The organism is Labedella phragmitis, from assembly GCF_004078635.1.
Classification (GTDB): Bacteria; Actinomycetota; Actinomycetes; order Actinomycetales; family Microbacteriaceae; genus Labedella; species Labedella phragmitis.
The window spans coordinates 157,116-174,743 of the sequence record NZ_RZNB01000002.1 but is presented as its reverse complement, the minus strand read 5'-3'; the positions used below and the strand labels follow the sequence as shown (position 1 = coordinate 174,743).

Below are 17,628 nucleotides of genomic sequence, written 5' to 3'. Positions count from 1 at the left end.
CCGCACCGAACGCGATCGGGAGCTCCATGAAGTCGAGTCTGTTCGAACCCCGCAACAACGAGATCACCACCAATGAGTGGATGTCGCTCCAGAACGAGTACATGCTCAAGGCGCGCATCTATCCCCAGTACGACCTCATCGCTCAGAAGGGTGCGATGGTCGCCTACCAGGGCGACGTGACGTTCGCGCACGAGGGCTCGCGCGACGTCGGTCAGTTCCTCAAGAAGATGATGTCGTCCGACGATCAGCCCCTCATGAGACTGTCGGGCGACGGCGAGGTCTTCCTCGCGAGCTACAAGGCGAACGTGCACCTCATCCAGCTCGAGAACGACGCGATCACGATCAACGGCCGCAATCTCCTCGCCTTCCAGTCGAGCCTCCAGTACGACCTCAATCGGGTCCAGGGCGCGGGGATGCTGACGGGTGGGATGTGGAACACGACGATCCACGGCGTGGGGACGGCCGCGGTCGTCACGCAGGGGCCGCCCGTGATCCTCGACTGCTCGCAGCAGCCGACCTTCACCGACATGCAGGCGACGATCGCGTGGTCGGCGAACCTGCGGCCGCAGGTGAAGTCGTCGGTGACCGCCGGCGCCCTCATCGGCCGCGGCAGCGGCGAGGCGTTCCAGTACGCGTTCCACGGTCCGGGCTGGGTGATCGTCCAGCCGTCCGAGCTCTCGTTCCCGGTCACCGCCTGACCCTCTCCTCCCCCTGAAAATCCCGAATGTGCACGAGTATTCACGCACATTCGGGATTTTCAGGGGGGGGGAGGTCAGGGAGTGAGTTCGGGTGGGAGCGGGGTCGAGTGGAGGATCGAGAGCCGCTGGGTGGCCCGGGTGAGCGCGACGTAGAGTTCACGCGTCTCCGCGACTCCGCGCTCGGATCGCCAGCCGGGTTCGACGAGCACGACGACGTCGAATTCGAGGCCCTTCGCGGCGCGCGGCGAACCGAACCAGACCCGTTCGCTCAAACCGGGCGGCAGCGCCGACACAGCTGAACGCAACCGCGGCAGGAGCTCGGCGTCCCCGATCACGGCGAACGTGCCCTCGGACTCCGTGAGGAACGCCTCGGCTCGCTCGGCGATGGCGTCCGACATGGCGTCGTACGGCACGCGGAGGATCTCGGGCTGCTCGCCCGTCGAACGGATCGACGTCGGCGCCTTCTGCGTCGCATCGATGTGCCCGAGCACGCGCGCCGCGAGGTCCATGATCTCCGAGGGCGTGCGGTAGTTGACGGTGAGTTCCTCACGCGTGTACGACCGCAACTGCGGACGCAACAGCGTGTCCCAATCGGCGCCGTGCGCGGCCGAACTCTGATTGATGTCTCCGACGAGCGTGAGCGACCGCGACGGGCAGCGGCGGAGGACCGCTCGCAACGCGAGGGGCGTCAGTTCCTGGGCCTCGTCGACGATGACGTGGCCGTAGGTCCACCCCACCTCGCCCTCGGCGCGCTCCGCGACCGTGCTGCGCTCGTCCTGGCGCTGCCGCGCCGCGAGCTGCTCGGCCGTCACCCCCGATGCTCGCGTGCCGTCGTCGTCCGTCGTCGTGTCGGAGTAGAGATCGAGCACACCTTGCGCGTACTCGAGCTCCCGTTCCTGCTCTGCCCGCTCGCGAGCGCGCGCACGCATCCCCGGCCGCGGGTCCTCCCCCAGGAGCGACGCCGCCTCGTCGAGGAGCGGGATATCGGAAGCCGTCCATCCCGACGACGCGGGGCGGACGATGATCGCGCGGTCGTCGTCCGAGAGCATCGGGGCGCACGCCGCGAGGATCTTCTCGTCGGACAGGAGCTCGGAGACGAGCTCCTCCGGCGACACGATCGGCCACAGCTCGTCGATCGCGGCGGCGATCCGGTCGTCGAGCTGCAGCTCCTCGGCGAAGTCCTCGACGTCCTCCTGATCGACGTCGACCTCGACGGAGCGACCCGCCGTCGACAACAGCATCCGCGCCACGAGCTCGCGGAAGAGCCGCTCGAAGACGGGTCTCGCCTCGTTGTGCGACCGGCGGCTCCGGCGCATCCGCGTGCGGAGCGCCGCGAGCTCCTTGCTCTCGATCCGCACCGTCTGCTCGGACTCGAGCGTCACGACGTACGGGGCGCGCACGGCGATCTCCCGCCGACGGACCGCGCTGTCGATCGCCTTCGCGAGGTCGAGGCGCCCCTTCACCTCCGCGACGTCGCGCTCGTCCTCACCGTGCGCGACGACGCCGGGAAGGAGGGTGTGGAGCGACGTGAGCACGACGCTGTCCTCACCGAGGGACGGGAGCACCTCGCTGATGTAGCCGAGGAAGTCGGGATTCGGGCCCACGATGAGAACCCCTTCGCGAGCGAGGCGGTCGCGGTGCTCGTAGAGCACGTACGCGGCGCGGTGGAGCGCGACGGCGGTCTTGCCCGTCCCCGGGCCGCCCTGCACGACGAGCGCTCCCCGCAGTCCCGCCCGGATGATGCGATCCTGCTCGCCCTGGATCGTCGCGACGATGTCGGACATGCGGTCGGTACGGTGGTGGGACACCGCCGCCATGAGGGCGGACGGCCCCGTCGTGGAGCCTTCGCCCCCAGCGGCGAGGTCCTCGGTCACGACGCTCGAGACGCGCCAGCCGCGCGTCCCGATCGTCGAACGGGCCGCCACGTCCTGGGGGTGGAGCGGCGTCGCCGTGTAGAAGGCCCGCGAAAGCGGCGCGCGCCAGTCGACGAGCAGCGGGTCCCGCGTCTCCGGGTCGAAGAGACCCATACGCCCGATGTACCACTCGGCGCCGTCGCGCATCCCGAGGTGGCCGAAGAGGAGGCCGCCGCCGGCGTTCTCGAACCGGCTCAGCTGCTTGCGGTGGTGGTCGGCGCGGGCATCGCGGTCCCAGAGCTCGACGGCGTCGCCGCTCTCGCGGAGCACCGTCGCGAGGCGGGCGCTCTCCGAGGCGACGAGATCGGCGACCGTCGAGCGGATGGTGTCGAGCCGCGATTGGGCGGCGAGTCTATCGAGAATCGTGGCGGTCCTTCGTCCGAGCGGGTGCACGGCCCTCCGCGGTGCGGATCGAGCCGAAGATTCAGGATAATTCCTCCGCGACCCCCTCGGTGCATCCTCGACACCGTCGCGTCGAGGCCGTCGCTCGGTGCGGATCAGTCGTCGGCGTCGAGCAGCGGCGCGACGGGGCTGCCCTCGAGGTTCTCGAGGAGGTCGGCGACGCTCGCATACACGGCGACCGCGCCCGCCTCGCGCAGTTCCGCCTCGGAGATCCCTCCCGTGAGGACACCGACGAAGGGCACACCGGCGCGTTCAGCGGCGATGCCGTCCCACCGGGCGTCGCCGATCATGACGGCGCGCTCGGGAGGCACATCCGCCTCGTCGAGAGCCACCCGGATGACATCCGGTTCGGGCTTCGCGGTCTCGACGTCGGCGGAGGACGTGACGGCGTGCAGGCTCTCCTCGACGTCGAGGACGCGGCGCAGCTCGACGAGCTCCTCCTCGGGTGCCGACGTCGCGAGAACGACGCGTGTCCCCCGACCGGCGAGGACGCCGAGCAGCTCGGTCGCGCGGTGGAAGGGGCGCAAGCGGTCGACGAGCCGCGAGTAGTACTCGGTGTGCATGTCTTTCGCACGGTCGCCGAGTTCCTCCAGACGATCCCCGAGGAGTTCCTCGAGGAGCTTCGACGAGTCGAGGCCGATCGCCCGGTGGATGCGCCACGTGTCGACGTCCACCTCGAGGTCCCGGAAGGTGCGCGCCCAACTCTCCACGTGCAGGTAGTTGGAGTCGACGAGAGTCCCGTCGATGTCGAAGAGGACGGCTGTCGCGGTGTGTGCGGTATCGGTCATCCCTCGAGTCTGGCCGCGACCACGTCGACGCGGCAGGGGCTGGCGGTCCGCCGGTCCGATCCCTAGACCCGTGTCAGGAAACGCAATCGCCCGACGCCACCTCGTCGGTGGCACCCACACGGTCGAGCACGGGAGCCAGCTCGTCGAGAGTGAGTGCATATCCGGTCTCGGCGTCCGTCGTCGACCGTGCGAACACGACGCCGACGACGTCCCCGGCCGGGTCGAGGAGCGGACCACCCGAGTTGCCCGGACGGACGATGCTTCGCAGCGAGTAGATCTCGCGCGTCACGGTGTCGCGCTCGTAGATGTCGAGCCCCGTCGCCTGCATCACCTGCCGGACGCGAGCCGGCTCGACGTCGTAGGGACCGTTCTCGGGGTATCCCGCGACGTAGGCCGACTCGGTGGCTCCCAGCTCGTCGCCGAGCGGAAGGGGATCGACGCCGAGCCCGGCGACCGCGAGGACCGCGAGGTCGCGCTGCGGGTCGAAGACGACGAGCGTCGCGGGCAACGGACGTCCCGTCCCGCCGAGTTGGACGAAGAGTTCGTCGGAGCCGCCGACGACGTGCGCATTCGTCACGACGCGGTCGGAGCCGACGACCCAGCCGCTCCCCGTCGCGTCGGAACCGCACGACGGCGCCGACGAGAGCACGCGGACGATGCCCGATGAGGCGGCGTCGACCTCCGCCGAGATCGACGGGTCCGGCTCGGTGACCCCGATGATGCTCTCGACGCCGCCCGCGAAGACCCGCGGGAAGCCGGAATTTCCGATCGCGCGGTCGAGGGCGCCGAGCGCCGTGCTCGACGGCACGGGCGCCAGGGAGTCGAGGGTCGCGACGACGCGCGAGGACGACGCGAGCCAGGTGAGCGGCGGCAGTCCCGTCGAGGCGAGGAAGCCCGCGATGAGCCAGACGGACGCCGCCCACGTCAGGAGTCCGAGTGCCGCTCCCCCGAGCGTGTCGAGTCCGCGAGCGAGCGAGATCTTCGAGATGACGCGCTTGAGGAGCCGCGCCAGGACCGAGAGGACGGTGACGACGAGCGCGATCGACAGGAGGAGGACGCCGACGGCCACGACGGTGCGCTGGAGCGACGTCGCCCATCCGAAGCCCGCGGCCCACTCGACGACGACGGGCGTCGCCACCGTCGACAGGAGCAGCCCGCCGACGATCCCGACGAGGGACGCGGCGGTCACGAGCGCACCACGGCGCCAGCCGCCGACGAGGGCGGCGATCGCGAGAAGGAGAAGGACAATGTCCACGACGGCGTTCATCTCGGCACATGTTACGGGGGCGGACCGGCTCGAAACCCTCGGTCAGCCGTGAGGACGCCGGACACTCGAGTGCAACCGGTCGAGCCCTCGCGCCCGGCGGGGTAACGTTGCCTCGTCGCGAGCGCGAGATGCTCCGCCTGGCCGTTCGAGAAGGGCACGCTCCTGAAGGTCGTCAGCTACAACCTCCGCAAGCACGCCGCCGTGGGCGAGCTCACCGATCTCGTGGAGACCCACGCGATCGATGTCCTCTGCATCCAGGAGGGCGACACGGCCGCCCTCGCCCCCAGTGTGGGCGGGCTGCGGCTCATCGGTGCCACCGAGAACAACCGGCTCGGCCTCGCGATGTACGCGAGCGACGAGCGCTTCGACATCCTCGACACGCGCGTCTTCGCCGTCCGCAAATCCCTGCACGACCGCGTCCTCCGCCCCGCGCACGAACGCTTGCTCGCCGCCCGCCTGTTCGACAAGGTGCGAGGCCGCGAGGTGCTCGTCGGGGACTTCCACGCCGCGCCGCTCACGGCGTCGAACGCGCTGCGTCGCAAGCAGATCGCCGGAGCGCACGCCGGCATGCGCGCCCTGGCCCCCGGCGCCCCGGCGCTCATGGTGGGCGACTTCAACTACCCGTGGTTCGTCAACAAGCTCGAGCGCCACCTCACGGACGCCGGATTCCAGCTCACGCGGAGCACCGAGCCGACCTATGTCCGCTACAAGTACTTCTCGGGCTACTTCGATTTCGTGACGTCGAACGGCTACATGATCGAGCGCGTCGACGTGCTGCCCTTCGGCGCGTCCGATCACCGCCCCATCAGCCTGACCGCCCACCTCGCCGACGATTGACCGCTCGTCGCCGACGTCGAACAGACGTCGTCGGCGCGCGCCGCGGCGTCCCGGCGGAGCCGCCCGTGGGCGGACTCCGATCGGCTACAGGACGAGCGCGGGTCAGCGTGGGAGCAGGCCGCGCACGAAGGCGGCCTGGCCCGCGTGCTGGAGGTCGTCCGCGACGACGCTCACGAGCCTGACGGCGAGCGTGACGGGCGGGTCCCAGGCCTCGTCGACGATGCGGTCCAGTTCGGCATCGGTGAGACCGCCCAGATAGGCGACCGTCCTGTCGTGGACGGCGACGTGGTACGCGGCGAGCCGCTCGGCGGAGACGCCGCCCACCGCGCCGACCTGATCGGGCGACATGCCGTAGCCCGTCTCCTCGACGTCGAAGGGCAGCCCGAAGTCCTCGAACCAGCCGTCCGCCGTCCACACCTGTTCGGTGCCGGCGGCGTCGGCGATGTGGTCGTCCTGCACGCGCGTGAGGTGCCAGACGAGCCAGGCGATGGAGTTGGCGTCCGCGGTCGCGCGGAACGTGAGCTCCTCGTCCGTGAGCCCGTCGAGGACGCGCGTCGTGCTGTCACGGATCCGATCGAACGCATCGACGAGCAGGTCCCGAGTCGTTGCCATGGTGGTACTCCTTTCGAGGCGGAACTCCAGTCCACTCCGGCCCGACCTCCTGGGCAACCCGCCGCCGCGTGCGCGTCGAGGTGCTAGTCGCGCTTGAGCGTCGCGGCGAACACCGACGCCGCGAGCATGAGGACGGCCGCCGAGGCGAAGGCCGCGGGGTAGGAGAACGCGTCGAGAAGCGCGCCGGCCGCGAGCGGGCCGACGATCGACCCGACGTCGGCCGACGCCTGGAAGACGGCGACGGGAGTGCCGCGGCGACCGCCGGCCGCGTCGCTCATGAGCGCCGACGGAGCCGTGCCGATGAAAGCGGCCGCCACGGCGTAGACGACGAGGAGCGCGATGAGCATCCAGAGCTCCGCCACGAAGGGGATCGCCATCATCGTCACGGCTCCGACGAGGAACGCCCAGACGATGGCCGGCCGGCGTCCGACGGAATCGACGAATCGACCGGCTGGTCCGAGCGCGACCGTCTGCACGACGGCCGCGATCGCGAAGGCGATGCCGGTCCAGGCCGGCTCCCGGTGGAGGACCTCCACGACCAGCACGGGGACGAGAGCCCCTCTGACACCCATCGCCGCCCAGCCCGACGCGAGGTTCGCGACGCTCGCGACCTGGAACCGTCGGTCGCGAAGCACCGAGCGCATGCCTCCGTCCGTCGTCGAGGCCGTCTCGTCGGAACGGCCGTCGCCGCGGAGCAGGACGAGGCCGACCGTTCCCGCTACGGCGAGCGTCGCGGCGTAGAAGAAGAACGGCGCCGTGAGCGAGACCGTCGTGAGCAGTCCGCCGACTGCGGGTCCGGCCATGCCGCCGATGAGGAATCCGCCCTGCCAGAAGCCCACGGCCCGGCCACGCTGAGTCGGCGAGGTCACGCCGATGATGAGTGTCATCGCGGCGACCGAGAACATGGCGGAACCGATGCCGCCGAGCCCGCGCAGCACGAGGACCTGCGGGTAGTCGGTCGCGATGCCCACGGCTCCGCTCGACACGGCGACGATGGCGATGCCGACGGCGAGCACGACGCGCTCACCCCAGCGGTCGACGAGTCGGCCGACGATCGGCGCCGCGACGAGGCGCATGACGGCGAAGGCGGACACCACGGCCCCGACCTCGATGTAGCCCACCCCGAAACCGCGGACGAAGACCGGGAGCACCGGGATGACGACCCCGAAGCCGAGCATGACGAAGAACGCGACGACTCCGAGGACCCGGACGTCACGCGGGAGTGGTTCGCGGTCGCTGCGCCGTCGGCGCTCGACCCGGCCGAGAGGGTTCCAGGTCATACGGCCGGGTCGGGACGGTGGAGCGATGGCATGTCCTTACGCTAGCGCGATGGGAGGATGTCTCCGGGGCATCGGCTCCGGGGACGGGGAGCCGCCAGCATGTCGCAGTCATCGCAGGACGTTACGACGAGCGACCCCAGGACGCCGTCCGGCCGCGTGCGACGGGTCCTGCTCCGGGTGCTCGCCGGCACGGCTGTCGTCGTCGTCCTCGTCGTCGTGGTGTTCCTCGCGTGGGCGAACACCGTCATGGCCGGCGATCGGACCGCGGCGCTCGAGGTGTGGCGCGACGACGCGCTGACCGTGACCGAGACGGATCTCTCGTTCGTCCTCGAGCCGGTCACGGCTGGACGTGCCGAGGGGCTCGTGTTCGTGCCCGGCGCCCGCGTCGATCCGTTCGCCTACGCTCGCGTACTCTCGGGCGTCGTGGAGCGGTCAGGCGTCACGGTCGTCATCACGAAGCCGACGCTCCACCTCGCATTGTTCGATGCCCGGCCCCTGTCCGACTTCACCGCAGCGGTCCCCGGCGTCGACGAGTGGAGCGTCGGGGGCCATTCGCTCGGCGGCGTGAAGGCGTGCGCGATGGCCGCAGGAGACGACAGCGTCCCGATATCCGGTCTCGTCCTCTTCGGCAGCTACTGCGCGAACGACGTCTCCGCGTCGGGCCTCGACGTCCTGAGCATCTCGGCGACGAACGACGGCCTCAGCACGCCGACGGACATCGAGACCAACGCCGACCTCCTCCCCGACGACGCGACGTTCGTGGTCCTCGACGGGGCGAACCACGCCGACTTCGGCGACTACGGGCCGCAACCCGGCGACGGCCGGTCGACCGTCGCGGACGACGAGGTCCGCTCGGCGATCACCGACGCCCTCGCGGACTTCTTCCCCTGACGACGGGCAGGCTGACGGCCCGCCGACCCTCGATGACCGACGCGAGCTCAGACCGTCCGCACGCGGCGGTCGGCGTCTTCGGCCACGACCGACGCCATCGCGGCGTCCAGGAGGATCGGGCGGTGGTCCGATGCTCCGGCGGGGAGGGTCCGCACCGCGTCGATGCGCATGCCTCTCGAGGTGAGGAAGTCGAAGTGCGTCGCGAGCGAGGCCGTGTGCCGATATGTCGGCTCGTCGCTGAAGGTCACGCTAAAGCCGTCGAGGGCGGCGACACGCTCCAGCCGTGAGCGGAAGAGCGGGTAGTTGAAGTCGCCGATCATGACGACGGGATCACCGTCCGCCACCTCGGCGAGCAGCATGTGAGCCGCCGAGATCTGGTGCCGGCGGAGGACGTTCGTCGCCGTGAGCGGCGCGGCGTGGAAGGAGGCGACCGTCGCGCGTTCTCCCGTCCGCCGATCGACGAGGCGCACGGCCAGCAGTCGTTCGGTGTCACGGAGGAGGAAGAGGTCGTGGAGGCCCGGCTTCAACCGGAAGGCGCGGTGGAAGGTCACCGCGAAGCGATCGGGGCGCACGTAGACCCCGAGTCCGAGCAGTCCCGTCGACGTGGTCGCGGCGAGCTCGAAGTCGCCGAGGCGTCGCGGCAGGTCGTCGGCGTGAGCCTCCTGCACGCACACGACGTCGGCGTCGTGCAGTTCCGCGAGGCCCCGCAGCTCCGATGCCGCACGGTGGTGCCAGAGGTTGTAACTCAGGATCCGCATTCGACGCCTCTCGTCGGGTGGTGCCGTCGCGGCCATCGTATGAGCGGGTCGACGGGGACGGCGGGCTTCTCACGGTCGTTCGCGGGGAATTGCCGGGCGATTCACCCCGGGTTCATCGGAGCACCGGTGCCGGCGTCGCCCGTATCGCGACCGCAACCCGTTCCATGCGCATGAATGCAGATCTACGCTGGAGGGATGACGGACACGGAGAAGCGCGAGACCACCACCGGCGGCACCGGGCAGGGCCGATACGTCGAGCCCGGGCGCGAGTTCACACGGGACACGAACTACATCGAGGACCGCATCACGCGCGACGGGCGCGACGGCTGGCCCGTCGAGGCCGGCCGCTACCGGCTGATCGCCGCTCGTGCCTGCCCGTGGGCCAACCGTGCGGTCATCGTCCGGCGGCTCCTCGGGCTCGAGTCGGCCATCTCGCTCGGCCTTCCGGGACCGACGCACGACGAACGCAGCTGGACGTTCGACCTCGATCCGGGCGGCGTCGACCCGGTTCTCGGCATCGAACGGCTCCAGGAGGCGTTCTTCGCCCGGTTCCCCGACTACCCGCGCGGCATCACCGTTCCGGCCATCGTCGATGTGCCCACCGGCCGCGTCGTCACCAACGACTACCCGCGGATCACGCTCGACTTCTCGACGGAGTGGACGGAGTTCCATCGCGATGGCGCCCCCGACCTCTACCCCGAGCCTCTCCGCGACGAGATCGACGACGTGGCGGAGAAGATCTTCCACGACGTCAACAACGGCGTCTACAAGGCGGGCTTCGCGGGCTCGCAGAAGGCCTACGAGCGGGCGTACGACGCTCTCTTCAACCGGCTCGACTGGCTCGAGGAGCGGTTGACGTCTCAGCGCTTCCTCGTGGGCGACACGATCACGGAGGCCGACGTGCGCCTGTTCACGACGCTCGCGCGCTTCGACGCCGTCTACCACGGCCACTTCAAGTGCAATCGCTCGAAGCTCACCGAGATGCCCGTGCTGTGGGCCTACGCGCGCGACCTGTTCCAGACCCCCGGTTTCGGCGACACGATCGACTTCGCCCAGATCAAGGCCCACTACTACGTCGTCCACAGTGACATCAATCCGACCGGGATCATCCCGAAGGGACCGGACCCGCGCGGGTGGCTGACCCCGCACGGCCGCGAGGAGCTCGGCGGTCGTCCGTTCGGCGACGGCACTCCCCCGCCCCCGCCCGTCGCCGGAGAGGACGTCCCTCCCCTCGGCTGACGGGCACGAGTGGATGACCGCTCCCTAGGGCAGCAGCGCGAGCTTCCCGCCCGGATGCTGCTCCGCGAGGAACGCCATCGCCTCCCGCGCTTCCGCGAGCGGGAACGTGCGGGCGACGGGAACGACGAGTTCACCCTGCCCGGCGAGGTCGACGAGCCGCGCGCGAACCCGGTCGCGGAAGACCGCGCTCGCCGGGAAGCGCCCCATGATGACGCGATAGCCGTCGCGCTCCACCCTGGCGAAGTTGGCGATGCTCACGATCCGGCCCCGATCGGCGACCAGCGCGAGCGAGGCGTCGATCGCCTCGTCCGTGCCGACGCAATCGAGAGCGGCGGCGACGGGGCCACCCGCGAGCTCGCGGACGCGCGTCTCGAGCCCGTCGCCGTACTCGACGTGCTCCCCGCCGAAGCGCTCGACCGTGGCCGCGGAGGCCGCGCCCGCCGTCCCGATGACGCGGACGCCGAGCAGTCGCGCCTGTTGCAGGACGCTCACCCCGACGGCGCCGGCCGCTCCGTGGACGAGGATCGTCTCGCCCTCGCGGACGCGCGTCACGTCGAGCATCTCCGCCGCCGTCGTTCCCGCGAGGAGGAGGTTCGCCGCCTCGGGATGGCCGAGGGACCCCGGCTTTGCGAAGACGTCCTTCGCGGGCACCGTGACCGCGCTCGAATAGCCGCCGCGGATCCGGAAGGCGAGCACCTCGTCGCCGACCGCTCCCCCGCCCGACGCGATCTCGGTATCCGATCCGATCGCCGCGATCGTGCCGGACACCTCGTAGCCGACCCTGACCGGCAGATCGGCCGGGTCTCCACCCGCCGACACGTGCTTGTAGTCGGCGGGGTTCATCCCGGCTGCCCGGACCTCGATCGTCACCTCGCCGGGGCCGGGTTCCGGTACCTCGGACTCCACCATCTCGAAGACGTCGAGCCCGCCGAAGTCACGTGCGATCCACGAAAGCGCCATGTGCGCCACTCAACTCCTCCTCGTCAGGCTGACGCGTCCGCCACGCTGAGGACCGTCTTGATCCACCCCGGCTCGCGCCGGTCGAACGATTCGTAGGCGTCGATCGCCGAGGCGAGCTCGGCGTGCTGCGTGATGAAGGGCGCCACGTCGAAGGCGCCCGTCGCGACGAGGTCGAGAAGAGGAGGGGTCACGCGGTGGTGGTCGCAATTGCCCGCCCGGATCGTGAGGTTCTTGTTCATCGCCTCGCCGATCGGGTACGACGTGAGCGTCGGAGGGTACACCCCGATGATGCTGATGCGACCGTACTTCGCGACCGACTGCACGGCCCACTGCGCCGCTTGCGTCGGAGCGTCTCCCGGCACCCATGTATCCCCGTCGGGATCGGCGTCGGGCGCCACCTGTTCGACCTCCTGCGTGAACTGATCAGCGTTCTCCGCGGCCTGCTCGGCCGCCGGACCCGTCTTCGGAGACTGCGCGTCGACGCCGACCGCGTCGATGACGACGTCTGCGCCGATGTCGTTCGTGAGCGACATGATCGCGGCCACGGGGTCCTCCGCGTTGAAGTCGACGATCTCGGCGTTCTGCGCGAGCGACTGCGCCAAGCGGGTGTCGATGCCGTCGACGGAGATGACCCGGGCGGCGCCCATCTTCCACGCCGACGCGATCGCGAGCTGACCGACGATCCCGGCCCCGAACACCACGACGACGTCCCCTGCGGAGATGTCGCCGAGCTCGGCACCGAACCACGACGTCGGCAGGATGTCGGAGAGCAGGATGGCGTCCTCGTCGCTCAGGGTGGCCGGGATAGGGACGAGGGTGTTGCGAGCCCACGGAACGCGCGCGAACTCGGCCTGCAGGCCGTTCACGGGACCCGTGGACTCCGGACCGCCGAAGAAGCACGTTCCGGCGGACGGACCGTTGGGGTTCGCGACATCGCACTGCGCCGTGTGTCCCTCTCGGCAATAGCGGCACGCGCCGCACGACACGGTCGAGTCGATGATGACGCGGTCTCCGGGGCTGAACCCGCGGACGTTCTCACCGACCTCCTCGACGACACCGACGGCCTCGTGGCCGAGGATCGTGCCCTCTTTCATCGGGCCCATGGTGCCGCGGATGAAGTGCAGGTCCGTTCCGCAGATCGCGCTGCGCGTGATGCGCACGATCGCGTCCTCGGGATGCTGAATGGTCGGCTTGTCGACCTCGTCGAGTCGGATGTCGCCGACGCCGTGCCACACGATCGCCTTCATGAGTCGCTTCCTCCCGCGCCGGCCCTCCCGGCGCCCGGGAGAGCCACCTTAGGCGCCGGATCGGACGATGTCCGGGGCTGGCCCCGTCGGGGTCACCGTGCTACCACGGCCGTCGGCGGATCGGATCGGCTCAGTCGTGCAGCGTCCTCAGGGCCGAGACGACGTCGCGATGCCAACGCATGGCGGCCGGCACCGCTCCGAGGAAAACCGGAGTGTCGTGCGTCATGCCGAGGTAGCGCACGACGGTCGCCTCCACGCCCGCCGCGCGTAACGCCGCGCCGTAGGCCGCGCCCTCGCCGCGGAGTGCGTCGTACTCGGCTGTGAGGATGTGGGCGGGCGGCAGCCCCGCGTGGGACTCGGCGAGCAACGGCGACGCGAGCGGATTCCGCGCCTCGCCCGGATCGCGAAGATACGTGCGCGCGACAGAGCGCAACTCGCGGACCGCGAGGAACGTCGGAACGCCCATCGCGCGCACGGGACCGAGGTCGATGTGCCGCCCGGTGAGGTCGACGACCGGCACCTCGAGGAGCTGCAGCCGGAGCGGGAGGTCGCCGCGATCGCGGTTGAGGAGCGTCACGGCGGCAGCGATGTTCCCACCGGCCGAGATCCCCGAGATCGCGAGGCGATCGGGGTCGATGCCGAGTCCGGCGGCCTCCCGGACGAGCCAGTCGAGAGCCGCATGTCCCTGCTCGACCGCTGTCGGGAACCGGTGCTCGGGAGCGAGCGCGTAGTCGACCGCGACGACCGCGACGCCCGCATCGACGGCTCGGAGCCGGAAGCCCGCGTCCGTCGTCGGGTAGTCGATCCCGCCGATCCGGAAGCCGCCGCCGTAGAACGCGAGGGTCGCCGGGACGAGAGCGCGTTCTTCGTCGGGCTCAAAGTCGGGCTCGGCGTCGGCGAGTTCCGGGTAGTAGATGCGGACCCGCACGTCGGGATATCGGGGCACGGGGACGGTGTGCTCCACGATGCGGACATCCGGGCCGGGGCGGCCGACGGCGGCGAGCTCCTTACGGTCCCACGCGATCGCGGCTTTACGGTGGGCGGCCCGCGTCGGCTTCTTCTTGGGGGCCGCGCGCTTGCGCGCGGGGGGCGTGTCGCGCCCGGCCGCCCCGCCGCCCGTCGGCCTGCTGCCGAGCGTCACAGCGGTTCCGACGCCCGACTTCTCCGCGGCCGCGCCGCCACCGCTCCGCGCCGACGCCCGCGCGCTCGACCCCGATCCGCTCCCGGCGCTCCCGCCGTGCGCGGGAGGAGGCGGCGGCGCGATCCGCACGGCGAGACGTGCGAGCCAGGGCCAGCCCCACTTCTCCGCGTACCCCTGCAGGGCCGTGCGGACGAGGTAGGCGCGGTGGGTCTTGAGCCTGTCGGCGAAGAAGGGATCGAGGGGCACGGGACCTCCGGAATCGAGCGGACACGGCCCGCGCACGAGGCCTCGGCGGGCGCGGGCCCGCGGTGCGAGCGGGCCGCCAGTCTACGTGCGGGGCCGACGGCCGCGGTCGGGCTTGCGCGCCGGGCGCCGGAGCGCCACTGCTGGTGCACGGCAGGCGGCGCGGCCAGGATGGTCGCATGACGCTCTCGATCGACGACCCCATCGCCCCCATGCTCGCGAAGGCCGTCGACGCGGTCCCGGAACCCGGTTCCCTCGCCGGCGGGCTCTCGTACGAACCGAAGTGGGACGGCTTCCGCAGCATCGTCTACGTCGGCGACGACGGGACGGTCGAGCTCGGCAGCCGGGGATCGAAGCCGCTCACGCGCTACTTCCCGGAACTCGTCGAGGCCCTCGGCGGGCGCCTCCCCCGCGGCAGCGTCGTCGACGGCGAGATCGTCGTGCGCGTCGGCGAACCGGGCCGGGAGAAGCTCGATTGGGAGGCGCTCTCGCAGCGCATCCACCCGGCCGCGAGCCGTGTCCGGACACTCGCTCAGGAGACACCGGCCTCGTTCATCGCCTTCGATGTCCTGCAAGCGGACGGGGAGAGCCTGCTCGACACGCCCTTCTCGGAACGACGTGCGGCTCTCGAGGCGATGCTCGTGGATGTGAGCGCCCCCGTCCATCTCACGCAGACGACCCGCGATGTGGAGACCGCCAGACGCTGGTTGCAGGAGTTCGAGGGGGCCGGTCTCGATGGCGTCGTCGCGAAGCCGCTCGCGGCGGCCTACTCCCCCGGCAAGCGTGTCATGCTCAAGGCGAAGCACCACCGATCGGCCGACGTCGTCGTCCTCGGTTATCGCATCCACGCGAGCGGGACAGGGGTCGGGTCCCTCCTCCTCGGTCTCTACGACGCGGAGGGGAACCTGCGGAACGTCGGCGGGGCGTCGGCCTTCACGACCGTACGGCGTCGCGAACTCATCGACGAACTCGCACCGGACGTCGTCCGCGACGAGAACGGCCATCCCGTGCGGGGTGAGACGGAGCGCTCGCGGTTCTCGGGCAGCAAGGACGTGTCGTTCGTGCGGCTCGAGCCGAGGCGCGTCGTCGAGGTCCGCTACGACCAGATGGAGGGCGACCGCTTCCGCCACACGGTGCAGTTCTCCCGTTGGAGGCCCGACCGCGACGCACGGTCGTGCACCTTCGAGCAACTCGAGGTGCCCGCGCGCTACGACCTCGGCGACGTCCTCTCCTGACCATTGATTTGTGGATTGTGCGCGTAGCTACGCGCACAATCCACAAATCAATGGGCGGGAAAGGACAGGCGGTCGCGAAACGTTTCGCGGAGCGCTCGCGGTGCTTCTCGGCCTCGACCTCTCGGTTCTTCGGAGAGGCGGTCGTCACGAGGTCCTCGAGCAGGTGACGCGACGCGTGCGCGATCTCCGCGACGGCACGGTCGAACGCCGCCTGATTCGCTTTCGACGGCTTCGTGGTCCCGCTGATCTTGCGCACGTACTGCAGCGCTGCGGCGTGGACCTCGTCGTCCGTCGCGGCGGGCTCGAAGTTGTGGAGGGTGTGGATGTTCCGGCACATGCCCACACGGTAACCCCGCGCCTCCGCCCCCTCAAGTACTGAAAATCCCTCGTGTGCACGAAAACGCGTGCACACGAGGGATTTTCAGGAGGGTCAGGCTGGTCACGCGGGGTCCGGGTCGGGGTGTCGAGCCCGCGAGGGCTGGACGCGCGGCGGCTCCCCCGGCATCTTCGGGAAGTCGGGAGGGAACGGCAGCTCCCCGAGACCGTTCTCGAGGTCGCGCTGCCACCACTCCATGAGCACGTCGAGGCGCCCCGGGTTCTCGTGCATCCCCGCCCACGGGTCGCCGGTCGTGCGCAACCGTTCAGGGACGGTGCGGATCGTGAGCCCGTGCGGATCGACGCCGTCGAGTTCCGTCCACTCGAGCGGACAGGAGACCGACGCCATCGGCAGCGCACGTGGACTGTAGGCGCCCGCCATCGTCCGATCGCGGTTCGCCTGGTTGAAGTCGACGAAGATCTTCTCGCCGCGCTCCTCCTTCCACCACGACGTCGTCACCGCGTCGGGCATGCGCCGCTCGAGCTCGCGGGCCGCGGCGATGACCGCGTGCCGCACGTCGAGGAACTCGAGCACGGGCTCGATGGGAGCGAAGACGTGGAGGCCACGATTGCCGGAGGTCTTCACGAAGGCCGTCAGTCCGACCTCGGCGAGCAGTTCCCGAAGTGCGTGCGCCGCGGGCACGGCGTCGGCGAAGTCGGTCCCCGGCTGCGGATCGAGGTCGATGCGGAACTGGTCGGGGTGATCGGTGTCGCCGGCGCGCGAGGCCCACGGGTGGAAGACCACCGTGTTCATCTGCACAGCCCACACCGTCGCGGCCGCCTCGTGCAGGACGACCTGCGGATGGGCGCGGGCGCTCGGGTACTGCACCGTCACGGCGTCGACGTAGTCGGGAGCGCCCTTCGGCGGGTTCTTCGAGAAGAACCACTCGCCGTCGGTGCCTTCCGGGAAGCGCTGCAACGACACCGGTCGATCGCCGTTCGCTGCGAGGAAGGCGTCGGACACCTCGACCATGTAGGTCGCGAGGTCGAGCTTCGTGATCCCGACCTCGGGCCAGAGCACGCGATCGGGGCTCGAGATCCGCACCTCCCGCTCGCCGGAGGGACCGGGGACGGGGATGGTGACCGCGCTGCTTGCCATGCGAGCACCCTACGCGGGAAGCGACGGCCACCGCGAGGGGCCCGGGACGGCGTGGGGCCCGGTCGGAACACTCCGACGGGGCCCGCATCACTGTGTCGTCCTACTCCTCGGAGATCTCCGCCACCGTTTCGCCGACCTCGACGGGCTCGAGCGCACGAGCGACGTCGGCCTGGCTGATGATGCCCACGAGATCGTGGCCGTCGATCACGGGGAGCCTCCGGACCTGGTGCCGCTCCATGACGTCGAGCGCCTCGCGCACGTCGTCATCGGCTCCGATCGTGACGGGCTTGCCCTCGGCGAGGCTGCCGACGAGCGTCTGCGACGGGTCTCCGCCCTCCGCGATGCACTTCACGACGATGTCGCGGTCGCTCAGCATTCCGGCGAGTCGGGCGTCCTCACCGCAGATCGGCAGAGCCCCAACGTCGAGATCGCGCATCTTGCGCGCCGCGTCCACGAGGGTGTCGTTCACTCCGGCGCACTCGGCGCCGGGCGTCATGATGTCGCGTGCCACGACCATGTCGTCGTTCCTTTCGTCGGTTCCTGCGAGTGGAAGCGACGCTACGCCGAGGCATCCCGCGCCTTCAGCGCCTTGACATCGGCCGGATCGACTCGCCGGGCCCCTCGGGTGACACCCTCCGAGAGT

Annotated in this window: 16 protein-coding genes and 1 pseudogene; 5 read left to right on the top strand and 12 right to left on the bottom strand. The window is 70.4% G+C overall.

Annotated features, from left to right (window positions below; genetic code table 11):
- The first annotated feature begins 26 nt into the window (after nt 1-26).
- Nucleotides 27-698, top strand: coding sequence for an AIM24 family protein (locus ELQ90_RS05545; protein ID WP_128494290.1), 672 nt, complete (start codon nt 27-29; stop codon nt 696-698).
- 74 nt (nt 699-772) lie between these two features.
- On the opposite strand, the gene ELQ90_RS05540 is transcribed toward ELQ90_RS05545, so the two are convergent.
- From ELQ90_RS05540 to ELQ90_RS05530, 3 genes are all read right to left on the bottom strand, one after another.
- Nucleotides 773-3,004: a HelD family protein gene (locus tag ELQ90_RS05540; RefSeq protein WP_128494289.1), complete on the bottom strand. Its 2,232-nt coding sequence runs from the start codon at nt 3,002-3,004 to the stop codon at nt 773-775.
- Between the two features lie 104 nt (nt 3,005-3,108).
- On the bottom strand, nt 3,109-3,801 hold the full coding sequence (locus ELQ90_RS05535; protein ID WP_128494288.1) for an HAD family hydrolase: 693 nt from the start codon (nt 3,799-3,801) through the stop codon (nt 3,109-3,111).
- Between the two features lie 73 nt (nt 3,802-3,874).
- Complete coding sequence (locus tag ELQ90_RS05530; protein WP_243696029.1) at nt 3,875-5,056, bottom strand: MarP family serine protease; 1,182 nt, start codon at nt 5,054-5,056, stop codon at nt 3,875-3,877.
- 174 nt (nt 5,057-5,230) lie between these two features.
- Between ELQ90_RS05530 and ELQ90_RS05525 the strand changes: the two genes are divergently transcribed.
- Nucleotides 5,231-5,905, top strand: coding sequence for an endonuclease/exonuclease/phosphatase family protein (locus tag ELQ90_RS05525; RefSeq protein WP_128494286.1), 675 nt, complete (start codon nt 5,231-5,233; stop codon nt 5,903-5,905).
- 102 nt (nt 5,906-6,007) lie between these two features.
- Here the strand turns inward: ELQ90_RS05525 and ELQ90_RS05520 are convergent, their stop codons facing one another.
- Nucleotides 6,008-6,517, bottom strand: a complete 510-nt coding sequence (locus ELQ90_RS05520; RefSeq protein WP_128494285.1) for a mycothiol transferase — start codon at nt 6,515-6,517, stop codon at nt 6,008-6,010.
- Between the two features lie 83 nt (nt 6,518-6,600).
- Nucleotides 6,601-7,797, bottom strand: a complete 1,197-nt coding sequence (locus ELQ90_RS05515) for an MFS transporter (protein ID WP_128494284.1) — start codon at nt 7,795-7,797, stop codon at nt 6,601-6,603.
- A gap of 99 nt (nt 7,798-7,896) precedes the next feature.
- Between ELQ90_RS05515 and ELQ90_RS05510 the strand changes: the two genes are divergently transcribed.
- A complete protein-coding gene (locus ELQ90_RS05510; protein WP_128494283.1) occupies nt 7,897-8,688 on the top strand; it encodes an alpha/beta hydrolase in 792 nt (263 codons plus the stop codon).
- A 47-nt stretch (nt 8,689-8,735) separates the two neighbouring features.
- Here the strand turns inward: ELQ90_RS05510 and ELQ90_RS05505 are convergent, their stop codons facing one another.
- Entirely contained in the window at nt 8,736-9,446 is a 711-nt protein-coding gene (locus tag ELQ90_RS05505; protein ID WP_128494282.1) for an endonuclease/exonuclease/phosphatase family protein, read from the bottom strand.
- Between the two features lie 195 nt (nt 9,447-9,641).
- Between ELQ90_RS05505 and ELQ90_RS05500 the strand changes: the two genes are divergently transcribed.
- Complete coding sequence (locus tag ELQ90_RS05500) at nt 9,642-10,685, top strand: glutathione S-transferase family protein (RefSeq protein WP_128494281.1); 1,044 nt, start codon at nt 9,642-9,644, stop codon at nt 10,683-10,685.
- 24 nt (nt 10,686-10,709) lie between these two features.
- On the opposite strand, the gene ELQ90_RS05495 is transcribed toward ELQ90_RS05500, so the two are convergent.
- From ELQ90_RS05495 to ELQ90_RS05485, 3 genes are all read right to left on the bottom strand, one after another.
- The gene (locus ELQ90_RS05495) at nt 10,710-11,645 is read right to left on the bottom strand and encodes an NADP-dependent oxidoreductase (RefSeq protein ID WP_128494280.1); all 936 of its coding nucleotides are present in this window, start codon (nt 11,643-11,645) and stop codon (nt 10,710-10,712) included.
- 23 nt (nt 11,646-11,668) lie between these two features.
- Nucleotides 11,669-12,892 (bottom strand): alcohol dehydrogenase catalytic domain-containing protein, encoded by a 1,224-nt coding sequence (locus ELQ90_RS05490; protein ID WP_128494279.1) that lies wholly within the window; start codon nt 12,890-12,892, stop codon nt 11,669-11,671.
- A 130-nt stretch (nt 12,893-13,022) separates the two neighbouring features.
- Nucleotides 13,023-14,279, bottom strand: coding sequence for an alpha/beta hydrolase fold domain-containing protein (locus ELQ90_RS05485; protein ID WP_243696027.1), 1,257 nt, complete (start codon nt 14,277-14,279; stop codon nt 13,023-13,025).
- A gap of 176 nt (nt 14,280-14,455) precedes the next feature.
- Between ELQ90_RS05485 and ELQ90_RS05480 the strand changes: the two genes are divergently transcribed.
- Entirely contained in the window at nt 14,456-15,511 is a 1,056-nt protein-coding gene (locus ELQ90_RS05480) for an ATP-dependent DNA ligase (RefSeq protein WP_208020576.1), read from the top strand.
- Nucleotides 15,512-15,578: 67 nt separating this feature from the next.
- On the opposite strand, the pseudogene ELQ90_RS05475 reads toward ELQ90_RS05480, so the two are convergent.
- The 3 genes and pseudogenes from ELQ90_RS05475 to ELQ90_RS05465 form a co-directional block, all read right to left on the bottom strand.
- Nucleotides 15,579-15,848, bottom strand: a pseudogene (locus tag ELQ90_RS05475) (DUF2277 domain-containing protein); the annotation flags it as partial.
- 102 nt (nt 15,849-15,950) lie between these two features.
- Entirely contained in the window at nt 15,951-16,985 is a 1,035-nt protein-coding gene (gene ligD, locus ELQ90_RS05470; RefSeq protein ID WP_128494278.1) for a non-homologous end-joining DNA ligase, read from the bottom strand.
- A gap of 100 nt (nt 16,986-17,085) precedes the next feature.
- Entirely contained in the window at nt 17,086-17,502 is a 417-nt protein-coding gene (locus ELQ90_RS05465) for a CBS domain-containing protein (protein WP_128494277.1), read from the bottom strand.
- Between the last annotated feature and the right edge of the window lie 126 nt (nt 17,503-17,628).